Here is a 17,006-nt window from a genome sequence, read left to right as displayed (position 1 = left end):
GGAATCGAACCCCTGTTACCAGGATGAAAACCTGGCGTCCTAACCCCTAGACGAACGGGCCATATGGTTGCACAATTGCGGATGCAAAAATACAACTATTTTTAAGTCTTGCAACAGTTACTATTATTTTTTGCACCCTAATTAATAGGCCTTTGCAAACAAGACTCGATATTGCGACGGTTTTCCGGTCACCATACATTTACCGGCCTCCTTTTCCACGTTCAATGGTATACAACGGATCGTGGCTTTTGTTTCTTCCTTGATCTTATCCTCGGTTTCTGGTGTTCCATCCCAATGCGCTGATACAAATCCACCCTTTTCCTCAATAACCTGTTTAAATTCCTCATAGGTATCCACTTCGGAAATATGGTCGGCTCGGTAATCCAACGCCTTTTTATAGATGTTTTCCTGAATTTCCTCCAAAAGAGTTGCTACTCTATCCACAATATCCTCGGCCTTCACAGATTCTTTGCTTAAAGTATCGCGACGGGCTACTTCATAGGTACCATTTTCCAAATCGCGTTGGCCAATCGCCAAGCGAACGGGAACCCCTTTCAATTCGTATTCGTTGAACTTGAACCCAGGTTTGTGGGTATCCCTGTCATCATACTTTACGGTTATTCCCCTAGCCCGCAATGCTTTTACCAGTGGGTCCACTTTTTCGGAAATGGCTTCCAATTGTTCCATCCCCTTATAAATAGGTACGATCACTACCTGAATGGGAGCCAGCTTTGGCGGCAGCACCAATCCATTATCATCACTGTGCGTCATTACCAATGCGCCCATCAATCGGGTGGACACCCCCCAAGAGGTCGCCCAAACATATTCTTGACTCCCCTCTTTGGTGGCAAATTTCACATCAAAAGCTTTGGCAAAATTCTGTCCCAAAAAGTGTGATGTGCCTGCTTGGAGCGCTTTGCCGTCCTGCATCAAAGCTTCAATACAATAGGTTTCTTCGGCTCCTGCAAAACGTTCGCTTTCCGTTTTGGTTCCTTTGATTACGGGAACCCCCATATAGTTTTCCGCAAACTCGGCGTAAACATGCATCATCAATTCGGCTTCTTCCACAGCTTCCTCCCTTGTGGCATGCGCCGTATGGCCTTCTTGCCATAAAAATTCAGCCGTTCGCAAAAAGAGACGCGTCCGCATCTCCCAACGCACCACATTCGCCCATTGGTTGATCTTTAAAGGTAGGTCTCGGTAAGACTGTATCCATCTCCTGTAGGTATCCCAAATAATGGTTTCGGAAGTCGGACGTACGATGAGTTCCTCTTCCAACTTGGCATCCTCATCCACTACAATACCGCTACCATCCTCTGCATTTTTCAATCGGTAATGAGTCACCACCGCACACTCCTTGGCAAAGCCCTCCACATGGCTGGCCTCTTTGCTTAAATAGGATTTTGGGATAAATAAAGGAAAATACGCATTCTCATGGCCGGTTTCCTTGAACATTTTATCCAGTTGGGCCTGCATCTTCTCCCATATGGCATATCCGTATGGTTTGATCACCATACAGCCCCTAACCCCTGAATTCTCGGCCAAGTCGGATTTCACGACCAGCTCATTATACCATTTGGAATAATCTTCGGCGCGACTAGTTAAATTTTTACCCATCTATTGTAGTTTGGCACAAAACTTGTGATTTATTTAATAAAATAATTCGGTAAAACTAGTTATTTTTAATATGTTCAACAATAAAAATTGCGCCATGTTAACGTCTTTACCCCACAAGAAAATTGGATTGTATACCACTTTAATCGTAGCTGCCCTTTTGGCGGCTTCCTGTGGTTCGTACCAACAAGCTTCTTATTACGATGATGGTATCTACACAAGCGGCAACCAAGTGGTCCGTGTTGAGAAAAGAAATGCCGAGGCCGTTGCGAACGATCGTCGTGAAACCAACTTATATGGCGAATACTTTGGTCAGAAAGCAGATATGTATGGTGAAATCTTGGACAGCGAGATTTTCACCGATGTCGACAGTTACTCCAGCGAATCGGCCAATGATAGTATTCCATTGGGCAATATGGACGATTATTTTGCCTATGACGATGAATTCAACACCTATAATGGCAATCCAGGTTGGGGCGACAATCCTTCCAACGTAACCATCAATGTTTATGACAACAATTGGGGTTGGGGTTGGAACAATGCCTACTGGGGTTGGGGTTGGAACGATCCTTATTGGTCCTTGGGCTGGGGATGGAACAGTCCTTACGTCGGATGGGGCTGGGGATGGTACAATCCCTGGAGATATAACCGTTGGGGCTGGGGTGGCTACTACGGATGGGGTTATCCTTACAACGGATGGGGCTATGCCGGTTACTATGGTTGGGGCGGTTATTACGGATGGAATAGACCCTACCTATACAATAGTAGGTATGGTAGAAATTATACCTACATGACCGGTAGAAGAGGTTATGCCAATAACTACACTAGGAGCTCAAATCTGACCTCCCGCAATACATACACCAATAGGTTCAGAAACAACAGTGGGCGTTCCAACGCAACGGTAAACAGAAGTTCTTTGGCCAACAGAAGCTCACGCACCTATAATGGCAACACGGCCAGTAGACGCGTAAGTGCCGATGCCATCGCAAGAAACAGGAATTACCGCACCAGTAGAAGTACCCGGGCCACTCCTTACAGTGGAACCGCTAGATCATATCGTTCCTATGGTACAACGCCTAGCACACGAAGCAATGGCGCTTACAACAGGAGCAGTTCATCGAACGGCAGATATTCCCCAGGCTATAGCACCGGTAGAAGTACTAGAAGTTATCAATCTTCTGGTAGATCCGTACCAAGATCAAGCAATTATTCCCGATCTTCCGGAACCTCCAGAAGTTCAGGAAGCTATAGAAGTAGTGGTAGCAGTTCTCGAAGCTCTGGAAGCTACAGAAGCAGCGGAGGCAGTTCCAGAAGTTCTGGTAGTTACAGAAGCTCAGGCGGTTCATCCAGAAGTTCAGGTAGTGCAGGCAGATCGTCAGGCGGGTCATCCAGATCCGGTGGAAGAGGCGGCAGACCATAACTAATCCAAACTTCATCATTCATAATCTAAATCAAACGAAATGAAACGAATCTTAACTTTCATAATGGTATTGGCATGCACTTTTGCTAGTGCCCAGACCATTGATGACGTGTTGCGCTACAGCACCGAAAACATGCAAGGAACAGCACGATTTCAGGCCATGGGCGGTGCTTTTGGAGCCTTGGGCGGCGATTTGTCGGCCATAGGCATCAACCCCGCGGGATCGGCCGTGTTCAATTTTAGTGAAATGAGCATTACCGGCACCAATTACAATCGGAACAACGATGCGCTTTTTGGAAACAGCCTTACGAACAGCACCAACAACTCACTGGAATTGAACCAGGTCGGCGGTGTGTTTGTTTTCAACTCGAGCAATAGTCCTTGGAAAAAAATTGCATTGGCTTTCAATTATGATTTGGTCCAAAATTTCGATAACGAATATTTCGCATCCGGAAATACCTCATTGGGCATTGACAACTATTTTTTAAACTTTGCGCAAGGTCAGGCTCTTGGACCCCTTCGCACACAACCCGGAGAATTCATCGAGGATGCCTATTTGGACATTGGATCTAGTTTGGGCTATGCTGCCCAACAGGCATTTTTGGGCTTTCAGGCAGGTTTGATCGAGCCTACTGAGGATGATGACAACAACACCTCTTATTTTTCCAATGCGGATTACAGCGGGGTAAACCAACAATTCTCACAAGTTACCAATGGGTATAACAGCAAGTTCACCCTAAACTTTGCCGGTCAATACCAAGAAAACCTTTACCTAGGTGCCGCTTTGAACTTTCACAACGTACTGTATGAACGGTTCACCTATTTGGATGAAAGTGGCTATGCACAGGATTCCCCTGTTCAGTTTGCCTCCTTCGACAACTTCCTTCATACGGAAGGCTATGGTTTTTCCTTTGCATTGGGGGCCATTGCCAAATTGAATGAGAGCATCCGTGTGGGTGGTAGCTATCAATCCCCAACCTGGTACAGGTTAACCGACGATACCGCACAGCGTATCAATTCCAATCTGGCCGTCTCGGATATCGATTTCATTAACTTCGGAATTATCAACCTTTACGAGGAATATCGCATCAAAACCCCGGAAAAATATACAGGAAGCTTTGCCTTGGTCTTCGGACAGGACGGACTCATAAGTTTGGATTACAGCTATCAAGATATGTCCAAAGCCGAATTGCGACCCAATGGGGACCCTTCTTTTGCTGCGGAGAACAATTTTATTGCCAGCACTTTGGGTGCCGTGAACTCGTACCGCTTGGGTGGCGAGTACCGTATTGATGAAGTTAGCTTACGAGCAGGCTACCGCTTTGAGGAGAGCCCTTACGAAAATGGCGATTGGATTGGCGATCTTAACGGTTTTTCAGCTGGTATCGGCTATAACTTTGGTGGTAGCCGATTGGACTTGGCCTTCAGCAGAACCGAGCAGGACGTGAATTCCTATTTCTTTGATGGCGGCATCGATAGTGCGGCCTTGGTGAACCAAATCAATACCAACATATCCTTAGGGTATGTGATAAAATTTTAATGGAAAAGAAAATACAGTAAATGAAGGCTGGGCTTGTCCTGGCCTTTTTTTTATCGCACCAATGAAAAGTGTCGACGCACCGAAGTAGCCACCAACACCCCTTCATCATCCCGATTGTAATCCAATCGGAACCAGTAGTCCGACGATGGCATATCCCTTCCGTTGAAGGTACCGTCCCAACCATTGTTGGGTTCCAATTGCTTCAACAGTTTTCCGAAGCGATCAAAAATGTAAACCACCGGACTGTCCAATTCCTCAATGCCCAAAACTTGCCACGTGTCATGCACAAAATCGCCATTGGGCGTAAAAAATTTGGGGAAGCCCACCACTAAAAACTCAATGGGCTCTGTGGTTCCACATCCATTTTTATCATTGATTACCACCGTATTGAGTCCGGGCGGTACATCATAGAAAAAGGGGTCGTCCTGAAATTCACCGCCATTGATGGCATATTCATAGTCGCCATCGCCCACCGGAACGATCTCTATGTTGTATGGATCGGTCTGCGTGCTGTTCACCAAATCATCAATGATGCGGACCTCATCCAATTCGGGTACGCCGTAAAAGGTGATGAGAATATCATCGGTAATGGTATTTCCAAAGGTAGATTCTATGGTGACGCGATAACGTCCTGAATTTGGACTGGACACGGTCAATTCGGTTTGTCCGGCGCCAGTGGCAAGCACAGTTTCATAAGTGCCATCATCATCGGCATCATATTCCCATGTAATATTGGCTATATTGGGACCAACCGGAGAATTCAGGGCACTCAAAACAATATCGGGATCCCCTTCACAGGCGACAATATCCAAGCCCAAGAACTCATCCCGAAGGGTACAGTCCAACGCAGTATCTTGATTTTCATCCACAGAACTCCCTGTAAACGTTAAAATGAACGATTCCGGCTCGTCATCAAAATTGGTATTGTAATTATTGATGTACAGGTAATAAATTTCCCCTGCGGTCACGTTCAACCATTCATCATACGTATTCTGGCTGCTCTTTACGAAAGGTGCCCCTTCCCTCCCATCTACTGGGTTTACGCCAATGCCGGTAAATCCGGTATCATTGTATTCATAGTTGCAACGAATGGGCTGGGCAGAGCCGTCCCCAATAATTGTACAATAGTTTTGTCCCGTAGTTTCATCAAACGGCCCATACAGGGCAAAATCCCATTCAGCAGTAATGGGACCCCCAGGATTTACGGGCAAGGCCTCAATATCAAATCCTATCTGTCCATCGGTTCCCGCACGAAATACAAACCAGCCCGTATTGTTTTCGATATTGGCAGAACTTACACTTCCCTTTTCCAAGCAACCCGTTTGGGTGATCACTTCAGGGTCAAAATCATCGATATCGCCACTACCGTCGGTCACCCCCATAATGGGTGCATCGGCACACACGGGAATCGCCGTTCTACAATCCGGTGAATTTTGTGCACTTGCTGAAAAGTATGTCAAGAAGATTAAACAGATAGCACTGATCAGGGCTCTCATAAACGTTTGGGGCTAAAGGTTATGCAACATAACCTGTATAACTTCCTTAAAACCCTTTTTAGTATACGTTGGTCCGAATAATTGACCGTTAATCGATGAAATGCCTGAAAATTACCTTCGCAATGAGAAATGGCTCTGTAAATATTTGGCATAGACCCGGTTTCCATCATCATCCAAATAGGATAGTTTGAACCAATAATCCGTAGATGGCAATGGTTTTCCATTGAAGCTGCCATCCCATCCCGGATCATACTCGTTCATTTGCTTAATGAGTTTACCATATCGATCATAAATGGTCACAATTGGGTTGTTCAAGGCAGAAAGTCCCTCCACCTGCCATGTTTCGTTCAATACATCGCCGTTCGGGGTAAAAGTGGACAAATAGCCGACCACCACGATTTCCTCGGAAACTTCCCCACATCCCAAAACATCGCGCATGGTAACCGTATGCACCCCAGGAGATACTCCTTCAAAAGTCGCATCAGCCTGAAAATCTCCGTTATCCAATCGAAACTCGTAATCCCCTTGGGTCGCTGTTTCTATAGTGACAGTGTTGTTCAATTGCATATCCTCAACATGGACTTTGGCAATGGCAGGCGATTCTGAAAAAGTGACGGTAACCGTGATATAGTTTTCGCAAACAGCCCCTCCAGAATCATTGGCAACTGTAACCCCATATTCCCCTTCTTGTGAAACCACTATACTTGGGGTTTGCTCACCAGTGTCCCATAAATAACCATAACTTGCTTGCGGATTGGTTTCCCCAATTTCCACACTGCCTACATTTTCACAGATGACCACAGTTGTTTCAAATGTGGATTCGGGCGTTTGTACCGCATTCAACATGAAGTTCTGCGAGGCATCAAAACAATGGGGATTTGCCAATGAAGAGGTCCGAACATAAATGGTTTCTTGTCCTACACCCTGTGCGTACTGTTTTGGTAAGGGATTTGCCCCTGTATTCGCCTCCAATTGGGAGGTATGGTAACTGACCAGCACCGAATCGGGCGATTGAGGACCCAACGCCTCTGCATCCTTTTCCGCAAGGTCAATAATAGTACCGTTCGTATAGCAGTAGGAGGTGTCGGTAACGGGATAGGTTATGGGGCTTGGGTTAAAACCCACCTGCACATCGCTGATTATGGTACCTGTTGAGGTGACCACTTGAACACGATACAATCCGGAATCCACCGCTTGATAGGTAGCCGATGAAGCACCGGAAATAAGCTGAAAGCCTGACCCCTGGTCCAAATACCATGCATAATTTATGGCATCGGTGGTGGTGGCGTCCAACATAACCGTATCATTTTCACAGGCTGCTATGGGAGGACCCAATAGGTTGTCCACAATGGAACAATCCAGCGCATCATAGGGGTTGGTCAACCAAATATCACCCGTAAATTGAATGGAAAAGCCAGTATTGGCATTGCTAAAGTTGTTGATCAACAAATAGTAGTCCTCTCCAGCATTTACCTGAAGCCAATCTTCGTAATGCACGGAATCCGTATTGCCCGTAGGGTCTTCCCCTACCCCGACAAAACTGACATTTTCACTGTTGTCAAAAAAATTACATCGTATGGGGTCGCCCAAATTGGAACAATCCGTGGCCTTGTAGAGTGCAAAATCCCAATCCTCCGTGTTATCGTGGCCAATATTGAAGCCCAGTTGGCCAGATGCCCCCGTACGAAAACGATACCAAGCCGAATTGGATTCTATCGTACCTGAAATGGTTGGTTCCAAACATCCTGTGGAAGCAGCCCCGTTAAAATCGTCCACACCAAACCCATTCGTCCCACCATTAATGGGCGTGTTGTTACAGATCGGTATTGCATAGGCACAATCCTGACTGACTTGGGCACTTGCAAATTGGCAGAACGCAAGGATAATCAGGGCGTTTTGGACTAATCTTAGCATAAAAGACTGTAGGTTTGGGCATTATAAAAGTATTACGGCAGATGCCTTAACAATAATTTATGTTGTCAAACACCGAGTTGCAGATGTTAAATCGCTCATTAATGTTATCTTTGCTGTCTTGAAGAAACAGCTATGAAACTAGAGCAGGCTTTGGAAGAACAATATGAGGAAAGGGGCAACGATCATGTGGGATCGTCCACAGATACACCCATGCGTGAGGATGCATTTGTATTGAGCGATGAAGAAAAAATAGAACGCATTCAAAAAAGTGTGAGGGAAATTATGTTGACCCTTGGACTTGATTTGGAGGATGATAGCCTTAAAGGCACCCCAAAAAGAGTGGCCAAAATGTTCGTTAAGGAGATTTTTGGCGGGCTGCATCCCGATAGAAGACCAACCTCCTCCACCTTCGAGAACAAGTATAAGTATGGGGAAATGTTGGTGGAGAAGAACATTGTACTCTACTCTACCTGTGAGCACCACTTGTTGCCTATTGTGGGCAGGGCCCATATCGCCTATATTTCCAATGGCACCGTGGTCGGACTTTCCAAAATGAACCGTATTGTGGATTACTATGCCAAACGACCCCAGGTTCAAGAACGTTTGAACATCCAAATCGTGAAGGAAATGCAGCGCGTTTTAGGCACCGAAGATGTAGCCTGTGTAATCGACGCAAAACACCTTTGTGTAAATTCCAGGGGAATTCGCGACATAGAAAGTAGTACCGTTACGGCAGAATATGGTGGCAAGTTCAAAGATGAAGCCGTGCGCAGGGAATTTTTGGATTACATCAACCTAGATACCGAATTTTAAACAGACAAGTTTAAATGCAACTGTACGAAAACCAACCTTTACGCATTCACAACTCACTTTCAGGTAAAAAAGAACTGTTCGAACCCATTAACGAAGGCTATGTGGGCATGTATGTATGTGGCCCTACGGTGTATAGCAATGTCCATTTGGGCAACTGCCGTACCTTCATGTCCTTTGACATGATCTTTAGGTACTTGAAACATTTGGGTTACAAGGTTCGCTACGTAAGGAACATTACCGATGCAGGTCACTTGGAAAACGATGCGGACGAAGGTGAGGACAAGATTGCTAAAAAGGCCAAATTGGAACAGATTGAACCCATGGAAGTAGTTCAACGCTATACCGTGGATTTTCATAATACCATTCAGAAACTCAATTTACTTCCCCCGAGTATTGAACCTACTGCTACTGGGCATATTATTGAACAGATTGAAATCATCAAGGAAATCATTGATAAAGGGTTTGCCTACGAGGTGAACGGTTCTGTCTACTTTGATGTGGTCAAATTCAATGAAGACCATGATTATGGCAAATTGAGTGGTCGGAAATTGGAGGATATGATTGCCAATACCCGCGAGCTTACCGCGCAGGATGAAAAAAGAAACCCGCAGGATTTTGCACTCTGGAAAAAAGCCGAACCACAGCACATTATGCGATGGCCCTCCCCTTGGGGTGATGGTTTTCCTGGATGGCATTTGGAGTGTACCGCAATGAGTACCAAGTATTTGGGTGAAACATTTGACATCCACGGTGGTGGAATGGATTTGAAATTTCCGCATCATGAGTGCGAAATTGCTCAAGCTGAGGCCAGTACGGGAAAATCCCCGGTTAAATATTGGCTGCATGCCAATATGTTGACTTTGAATGGCAAAAAAATGTCCAAATCAACGGGCAACAACATTTATCCGTCAGAAATCTTCAGTGGAGACAATTCCATTTTGAGCAAGCCCTATACCCCGGCAGTGGTCCGCTTTTTTATGATGCAGGCCCATTATACCAGTATTCTGGATTTAAGTGATGATGCCCTACAAGCATCGGAAAAAGGATACAATCGATTGATGGAGGCACTGACCAATTTGGAAAACCTGAAAACAGGAAAATCATCCGACTTTAATGTGGCAGCTTGGCAACAAAAGTGCTACGATGCCATGAACGATGATTTCAATACGCCCATTTTGATCGCCCATTTGTTTGATGCGGTGAAACACATCAACTTGATCAAGGAAGACCAAGAAACCATTACAGAAACGGATAGGTCATCTTTGGAGCAGGCCATGAAAGCCTTTGTTTATGATGTACTGGGGGTGGAAAACCAAACCTTGGCCAAAGACGATTCGAACGCACTGAGCGGGGTGATGGACCTTTTGATCCAAATCAGGAACGAGGCACGAGCCAACAAGGATTTTGCCACTTCAGACAAGATTCGTGACGAGCTTGGAGCCCTTGGCATTCAGTTGAAGGATGGTAAGGATGGTACTTCCTTTAGTATCAATTGATATTAATTGCTGCCATTGTCCATAAATTTGGATTGGTATTCCCCTGGCGACACCTGTAATTTTCGCTTGAACAATCGGTTGAAGTAGGAACGGTTCTCGAAGCCACATTCCAAATAAATTTCCTTGATTTTTCGCGAAGGGTCTTCCAATAATCGGATGGCCAACTTTATGCGTTGACTATTGATGTAGTCAATTGGGGTAACGCCCAATTCCTCCTTAAAGGTCTTATGGAAATGGGATTCACTCATACAGGCCTTCTTGCTCAAATCGCTCACCGATAAGGGTTCGTGCAGGTGTGTTGAAATATAGTCCAAAACATAGGCCAATCGATTACTGGAACTCAGTTTAGAAGCATTTTCCATATAGGATTCCCGGGAATTCCCCTGTAGGATGCGAATGATCAATTCTTGGAGCATATTGTCTACGAAAAAATCCTTGGAGGGATGGTTTTCCGTGAATAAGTATAATAATCGCTGAATGATGCCATAAATACTGGCATCGTTGGTAAAATGGTAATTGTAATCCATCAAGGCCCATTCCGAACCATCGTGCTTGGGCATGCCCTCGTTCATCAACCGAATCACTTTATTGATCTTTTCCTCCGAAATGGCCATGGCCAAACATCGCGTGGGATTATCTTGGTTGGCCTCTGGAAAATCAATCTGCATGATTTCATTGGAAGGCAGGATCAAAGACTCTCCAGGTAAAAAATTGAATGCCTTTTTATCCCTGAGGCGCATCACTTTCTTACCGATAAGCATCGAAGCTAGTACGGGTTGGTCAAACTGCAGCATTACCTTCTCCGCTTGAAGATGCGTCTCAAAAACATGCATGGCCGCATTGTTCAAGGTGTAGGAGGTCTGGTTTTCCACCAGGTGCTCCAATTTTCGCTCTTTATAAAATCGATTAGGAAGCTGCATAAAAACTAATTACTCCTTAATATATTATACAATTACTTGATAAATATAAAAATTCAAGTGGGTTATTTTGTTAAAAATACAAAAACAAAGAGGATTGGTCATATCATTAATAGTATACGTCAGATGTACGGGAATCAAAATCAATACTTTTAAAATCAGTCAGTTGGACAACCGCACAGTCCGCATCATAAAAATTAATCCTAACAACTAAAAGTACGTATTATGAGTAATGTACAAACGACAGAACGCAGTGTTTTGGAAAAACCTAAGTTCAAAGATCAGTATGAAAATTACATAGGGGGCAAATGGACCCCTCCGACCAAAGGAGAGTATTTCGATAACATTTCACCAGTGGATGGAAATGCTTTCACCAAAATAGCAAGGTCCACCGCTGAGGATATCGACAAAGCTATCGATGCTGCATGGGAAGCTGCCCCTCAGTGGAACAATTCCTCCGTCACCTACAGAAGTAATCTGTTGTTGAAGATTGCGGATGTCATGGAGCAAAACTTGGAAGTATTGGCCCGTGCCGAAACTTGGGACAACGGAAAACCGCTTAGAGAGACCCGTGCTGCCGATTTGCCCTTGGCCATTGATCATTTCCGATATTTTGCTGGAGTGATCCGTGCAGAGGAAGGGTCGGTTAGCGAATTGGATTCCAACACCGTTTCCATGAATGTATTGGAACCGCTTGGCGTTGTGGGCCAGATCATTCCATGGAACTTCCCATTATTGATGGCCGCTTGGAAAATTGCCCCTGCATTGGCTGCCGGTAACTGTGTGGTATTGAAACCCGCCGAGCAAACCCCCGTGGGCATTTTGGTCTTTATGGAATTGATCGAGGAAATTCTTCCTGCCGGTGTATTGAACATTGTGAACGGATTTGGTCTGGAAGCCGGAAAACCATTGGCCTCCAGTCCACGAATCAACAAAATCGCCTTTACCGGTGAGACCACCACAGGCCAATTGATCATGCAATATGCCTCCAAAAACATTATCCCGGTTACCTTGGAATTGGGCGGAAAATCCCCGAACATCTTCTTTGAAAGTGTTATGGATGCCGATGATGAATTCTTCGACAAGTGCTTGGAAGGCGCCGTAATGTTCGCCTTGAACCAAGGTGAGGTCTGTACCTGTCCATCACGAATTTTGGTACAGGAAAGCATCTATGATAAATTCATCGAGCGTGTTGTCGAGCGCACCAAAGCGGTAAAATTGGGTCACCCACTAGATCCAGAAACCATGATGGGTGCACAGGCTTCCAATGATCAGTACGAGAAAATCCTGAACTACATCCAAATCGGAAAAGAAGAGGGCTGTAAAGTGCTTACCGGGGGTGAGGCCGCCTACAACGAAGGTTTGGAAGGGGGTTATTACATTCAACCGACCATTTTGGAAGGCAACAACAAAATGCGCGTGTTCCAAGAAGAGATTTTTGGACCCGTGGTTTGTGTGACCACCTTTAAGGATGAAGCCGAAGCTTTGGAAATTGCCAACGATACCTTGTACGGATTGGGTGCCGGGGTTTGGACCCGCGATATGCACCAGGCCTACAAGATTTCAAGACAGGTACAGGCCGGTAGGGTTTGGGTAAACTGCTACCACGCCTACCCTGCCCACGCACCGTTTGGCGGTTACAAAAAGTCCGGTATCGGCAGGGAAACCCACAAAATGATGCTCAACCATTACCGACAGACCAAGAATATGCTCATTTCGTACGATAAGAACAAATTGGGCTTTTTCTAAAATTTAGGAATATGACAAAGCGAGTACTGATATCTGACAATGCGATGAAGATCATTGACCAACTTCGGGAAAAACATGGGGAACTCATGTTCCATCAAAGTGGTGGCTGCTGCGATGGTTCATCGCCCATGTGCTTTCCAAAAGGGGAACTAATGCTCAACGGAAACGATGTGAAATTGGGCACGGTCCATGGTTGTGAATTTTATATGAGCAAGGACCAGTTTGAATACTGGAAACACACCCAACTTACTGTGGACATTACCACGGGAAGGGGTTCCAGTTTCAGTTTGGAAATACCATTGGGACTCCGCTTTGTCATTAAATCACGTTTGTATTCGGAAGAAGAACGGGAACATTTGGCACCCGTTGAATATGCTGCTGACTAAGCATTGATTTCGCCCCGACTTTGTCGGGGCTTTTTTATACCTTGTAGGCAATTACCCGATTCCCCATGAAGAAGATCTTGATAGCGCCTTTTGTTCTTTTGGTGCGGTTTTACCAACTTTTTATCTCGCCAATGTTACCTTCCACTTGCCGCTATTCGCCAACCTGCTCCCAATATACCTTGGAAGCCCTAAAAAAGCACGGGCTGTTCAAGGGAGGATGGCTGAGCCTAAAGCGCATTGTGAGTTGCAATCCTTGGGGCGGAAGCGGGTATGATCCTGTACCGTAAGAAAATAGCTATCAATTTTCACCTTAGCAACCGAGCAAAGTAGTTATATTAGTCCCAAAATACCATTACATGTACTTCTTAGGATTTGACTGGAACCCCGAAGGAACCCTTTTCAAATTGGGGTTTATACAAATTAAATACTACAATTTGTTATGGATCGCCGCCTTTGTGGTGGGCTGGTTCATCATGAAAAAAATCTTTGAAAATGAAAAGAAGTCCATGGAAAAACTGGATTCCCTTTTCATTTACACCGTGGTATCCATCATGTTGGGTGCCCGACTGGGCCATGTCTTCTTTTACGATTGGGCCTACTATAAAAATCATGTTGCCGAAATATTGTTGCCCATTCGCGAAAATGCCAACAGCTCCCTTTTTGGCCTAATCAACGGATATGAATTTACCGGTTTTACGGGATTGGCCAGTCATGGCGCCACTATCGCCGCCATTATTGGGGTATGGCTTTACACACGAAAATGGAAGGATATAAAAATACTATGGTTGTTGGACCGCTTGGTAGTTCCCTCCGCACTTGGGGCCGCATTCGTGCGTTTTGGGAATTTTTTCAACTCGGAGATCAATGGAAGAAAAGTGCAGGAATCCTATTTTTTGGCGACCCGTTTCATTAGGGATTCGGACGACATGCCTGCCTACAAGGCCATGGCATTGACCAAGGAACCTACAGAAAATGCAGCTTACAAGGCCATTCAGCACAACCCAGAATTTTCCAACATTCTGGAAGCCATTCCGTACCGTCACCCTGCCCAACTGTACGAAGCCTTTGGGTATATTATCGTTTTCATTATTCTATATCAGTTGTATTGGAAAACCAGTAAAAAGGAAAAACCTGGATATCTGTTTGGCTTGTTTCTGGCCCTTTTGTTCGTGGTACGTTTTGTGGTGGAGTTTTACAAAAAGAGTCAAGGCGGGTTTGAAGATGCCCTTGGCGATGTACTTACAACTGGTCAATGGTTGAGCATTCCGATGATCATGGTCGGACTGTTTTTTATGTTCAAACCGACGCTGGAAGAAAAATATTGAGATGTACAAAAATACAATCCTTCTATTCGCGCTAATCTTGGCCATGGCCTCTTGTAAAAATGAGGCCAAAACGGAAATCAAAACAGAAGCCATTTCCTTCACCAAGGAAGGAGATTTGAAAATCATCAAGTTGGCTACGGATTCGACATCGGTAGACTTTGCCATTGAAATTGCCGAAACCGAGTACGAGACCCAAACTGGACTCATGTACCGACCATCCATGGAGCCATCCCAAGGCATGTTATTCATTTTTCCAAAGGCAGGTCAACGGTCGTTTTATATGAAGAACACGGAGTTCCCATTGGACATCATTTACATTGGCGAAGATCAAAAAATTGTCAGTTTCCAAAAGAACGCCCAGCCCTATAATGAAAGTAGCCTTCCTTCCGAAGGTGCCGCCAAATATGTTCTGGAAATCAATGGAGGACTTTCGGACAATTTGGGATTGCAAGTAGGCGACAGTATCACCTTCACCCGGCAATAAATGGCCAATTATTTACTGGAACACGAAGAAACCGAACGGTTGTATTTTAGAAAATTGCAGCCCAAGGACTTTGATGACTGGCTCCCCTTCTATCACGACCCAAGGTCCACGCAATACTGGGAAGGCCTATCCTCCGACCCAACAGAAGCGTGTCAAGTTCAATTTGACCGCATTTTTGAGCGTTATGAACAGGATTTGGGCGGTATGAATGCCTTGATCAATAAGGAAACAGGGGCGCTAATAGGCATTTGTGGACTATTGGTCTAACTAGTGGACGGTTGCACAGAACTGGAAATCGGGTATTCCGTTTTACCTTCCTTTTGGCAACAGGGTTACGCTTTTGAGGCCGCCGAAAAGTGCAAGCACTTCGCTTTCGAAAACCAATTTGCCACTTCCTTGATCTCCATCATCCATGTTGACAATGTACCCTCCCAAAATGTGGCCCTCAAAAATGGGATGTATTTAGACAAAACCACTACGTACAAGGATAATCCAGTACATATTTTTCGTGTAAAACAAGGATAATCGTAAATTTAGGAGACCGATAAAATCCTATGCACCAGCCCAAAATCTACGCAGTTCTAACCCATAACGATTCGAATACCCAAAATTTGATCCGCAATTTATTGGACCATGTGCTTGTGGAGCAGCTGCCCGACCTGCAACAGCTGAACGGAGCATTATTCTCTAGATCGGAAATAGACCGGTTTATGGATGAAGAGGAGCGGCACGACATCAAAATACTGACCAAAGGGAACAAACAACCTTTGAAAACCATGAGCAGTGGGGAGCAGAAAAAGGCATTGCTGAACCATTTATTGCAATTGGACCCGGATTTCATTGTTTTGGTAAATCCGTACGATAATTTGGATGTGGACAGCCAATCCGATTTAAAACACCGCCTGCATACAATTGCCTCCCATAAAACCCTAGTGCAACTAGTGGGTCGAACTGAGGATATTCTCCCAACCACTTCACACTTTTTTGAACTGAAAGGAGACACCCTAACCAAGTTCGATTCCCCAGAGGCCTTTTGGCAAGCCCACAATTCAAGTGCCTATTCCTTTGAAGGGAGTATTCCCCCTCCCTTGGAACCTATTGAAATGGAAAGCCCGGAACTGGTTACCTTTAAAAATGTCTCGGTAAGTTTTGATGGCAGACAAGTATTGGAAAATATCAACTGGACCATCAAACCTGGGGAATTTTGGCAATTGATCGGGCCGAACGGCAGCGGAAAATCCACCCTGTTGCAGATGATCACCGGTGATAGCCATAAAGGATACGGGCAAGACCTCACCCTATTTGGGCATAAAAAAGGAAGTGGTGAAAGCGTATGGGACCTCAAAGAGAACATCGGCTACTATGCCCCAGCCATTACGGACCGTTTTCGGGGCTACCACACCTTGGAACATATGGTGATTTCAGGCTTGCACGATTCCATCGGACTGTATGTACAACCTACGGATGCGGAGCTCAATCTGGCAGGACAATGGCTCCAATTGCTCGGTCTTCAGCAACACAAAACTTCTTATTTCCGGGATTTGAGTACCGGAGAAAAAAGGCTGGTCATGTTGGCCCGCGCCATGGTCAAGCATCCGCCTTTATTGATTTTGGACGAACCCACTGCAGGCTTGGACGATGCCAGCGCCGCCTTTTTCGTTGCCTTGGTGAACAAAATAGCCAAAGAAAGTGATACGGCCATCGTGTCTGTATCGCATCGCAAGGAACCCCATTTGGACCCCCAATACATTTATCGTCTGGTTCCAGCGCCCAATGGCTCCAAAGGAAAAAAGGAAATCCCCTAGCCTGTCCTGATCATCGAAACCTCCGCTTCACGATTTTTTTGCTATCT

Annotated in this window: 14 protein-coding genes and 1 pseudogene; 11 read left to right on the top strand and 4 right to left on the bottom strand. The window is 45.3% G+C overall.

The genetic code is table 11. The features are described 5' to 3' along the window. Positions 1 to 141 precede the first annotated feature (141 nt). Complete coding sequence (gene proS, locus EO131_RS15460) at positions 142 to 1,617, bottom strand: proline--tRNA ligase (protein WP_127024273.1); 1,476 nt, start codon at positions 1,615 to 1,617, stop codon at positions 142 to 144. A 94-nt stretch (positions 1,618 to 1,711) separates the two neighbouring features. Here proS and EO131_RS15455 point away from each other — a divergent pair, with 94 nt between their 5' ends. Beyond that, positions 1,712 to 3,034: a hypothetical protein gene (locus EO131_RS15455; protein WP_127024270.1), complete on the top strand. Its 1,323-nt coding sequence runs from the start codon at positions 1,712 to 1,714 to the stop codon at positions 3,032 to 3,034. A gap of 40 nt (positions 3,035 to 3,074) precedes the next feature. Continuing rightward, entirely contained in the window at positions 3,075 to 4,574 is a 1,500-nt protein-coding gene (locus tag EO131_RS15450) for an OmpP1/FadL family transporter (protein WP_127024267.1), read from the top strand. Between the two features lie 50 nt (positions 4,575 to 4,624). On the opposite strand, the gene EO131_RS15445 is transcribed toward EO131_RS15450, so the two are convergent. Both EO131_RS15445 and EO131_RS15440 read right to left on the bottom strand, forming a co-directional pair. Then, positions 4,625 to 6,070, bottom strand: a complete 1,446-nt coding sequence (locus EO131_RS15445) for a T9SS type B sorting domain-containing protein (RefSeq protein ID WP_127024264.1) — start codon at positions 6,068 to 6,070, stop codon at positions 4,625 to 4,627. A gap of 111 nt (positions 6,071 to 6,181) precedes the next feature. Then, positions 6,182 to 7,984, bottom strand: coding sequence for a T9SS type B sorting domain-containing protein (locus EO131_RS15440; protein WP_127024261.1), 1,803 nt, complete (start codon positions 7,982 to 7,984; stop codon positions 6,182 to 6,184). A gap of 132 nt (positions 7,985 to 8,116) precedes the next feature. Between EO131_RS15440 and folE the strand changes: the two genes are divergently transcribed. Continuing rightward, complete coding sequence (folE, locus tag EO131_RS15435; protein ID WP_127024258.1) at positions 8,117 to 8,797, top strand: GTP cyclohydrolase I FolE; 681 nt, start codon at positions 8,117 to 8,119, stop codon at positions 8,795 to 8,797. Between the two features lie 14 nt (positions 8,798 to 8,811). Beyond that, the gene (cysS, locus tag EO131_RS15430; RefSeq protein ID WP_127024255.1) at positions 8,812 to 10,293 is read left to right on the top strand and encodes a cysteine--tRNA ligase; all 1,482 of its coding nucleotides are present in this window, start codon (positions 8,812 to 8,814) and stop codon (positions 10,291 to 10,293) included. A 2-nt stretch (positions 10,294 to 10,295) separates the two neighbouring features. Here cysS and EO131_RS15425 read toward each other — a convergent pair whose 3' ends face one another. Then, positions 10,296 to 11,213, bottom strand: coding sequence for an AraC family transcriptional regulator (locus EO131_RS15425; RefSeq protein WP_127024252.1), 918 nt, complete (start codon positions 11,211 to 11,213; stop codon positions 10,296 to 10,298). 222 nt (positions 11,214 to 11,435) lie between these two features. Here EO131_RS15425 and exaC point away from each other — a divergent pair, with 222 nt between their 5' ends. The 7 genes and pseudogenes from exaC to EO131_RS15390 all read left to right on the top strand — a co-directional run bounded on the left by exaC (position 11,436) and on the right by EO131_RS15390 (position 16,959). Then, complete coding sequence (gene exaC, locus EO131_RS15420; RefSeq protein WP_127024249.1) at positions 11,436 to 12,959, top strand: acetaldehyde dehydrogenase ExaC; 1,524 nt, start codon at positions 11,436 to 11,438, stop codon at positions 12,957 to 12,959. Between the two features lie 11 nt (positions 12,960 to 12,970). Beyond that, the gene (locus EO131_RS15415) at positions 12,971 to 13,345 is read left to right on the top strand and encodes a DUF779 domain-containing protein (RefSeq protein WP_127024246.1); all 375 of its coding nucleotides are present in this window, start codon (positions 12,971 to 12,973) and stop codon (positions 13,343 to 13,345) included. 65 nt (positions 13,346 to 13,410) lie between these two features. Next, positions 13,411 to 13,632 carry a membrane protein insertion efficiency factor YidD gene (gene yidD, locus EO131_RS15410; protein ID WP_127024243.1) on the top strand — a complete coding sequence of 74 codons (222 nt, stop codon included), beginning with the start codon at positions 13,411 to 13,413 and terminating at the stop codon, positions 13,630 to 13,632. A 69-nt stretch (positions 13,633 to 13,701) separates the two neighbouring features. Further along, positions 13,702 to 14,670: a prolipoprotein diacylglyceryl transferase gene (lgt, locus tag EO131_RS15405; RefSeq protein ID WP_127024240.1), complete on the top strand. Its 969-nt coding sequence runs from the start codon at positions 13,702 to 13,704 to the stop codon at positions 14,668 to 14,670. Position 14,671: 1 nt separating this feature from the next. Next, positions 14,672 to 15,154 (top strand): DUF192 domain-containing protein, encoded by a 483-nt coding sequence (locus EO131_RS15400; RefSeq protein WP_127024238.1) that lies wholly within the window; start codon positions 14,672 to 14,674, stop codon positions 15,152 to 15,154. Next, positions 15,155 to 15,679 (top strand): annotated as a pseudogene (locus tag EO131_RS15395) (GNAT family N-acetyltransferase). A gap of 29 nt (positions 15,680 to 15,708) precedes the next feature. Further along, positions 15,709 to 16,959, top strand: a complete 1,251-nt coding sequence (locus EO131_RS15390; RefSeq protein ID WP_127024235.1) for an ATP-binding cassette domain-containing protein — start codon at positions 15,709 to 15,711, stop codon at positions 16,957 to 16,959. The last annotated feature ends 47 nt before the right edge of the window (positions 16,960 to 17,006 follow it).

This window comes from Flagellimonas beolgyonensis, from assembly GCF_003992615.1.
In the GTDB taxonomy this organism is placed as follows: domain Bacteria; phylum Bacteroidota; class Bacteroidia; order Flavobacteriales; family Flavobacteriaceae; genus Flagellimonas; species Flagellimonas beolgyonensis.
Note: the sequence above shows the minus strand (reverse complement) of the source record. Positions and strands in the feature narration are given on the sequence as shown.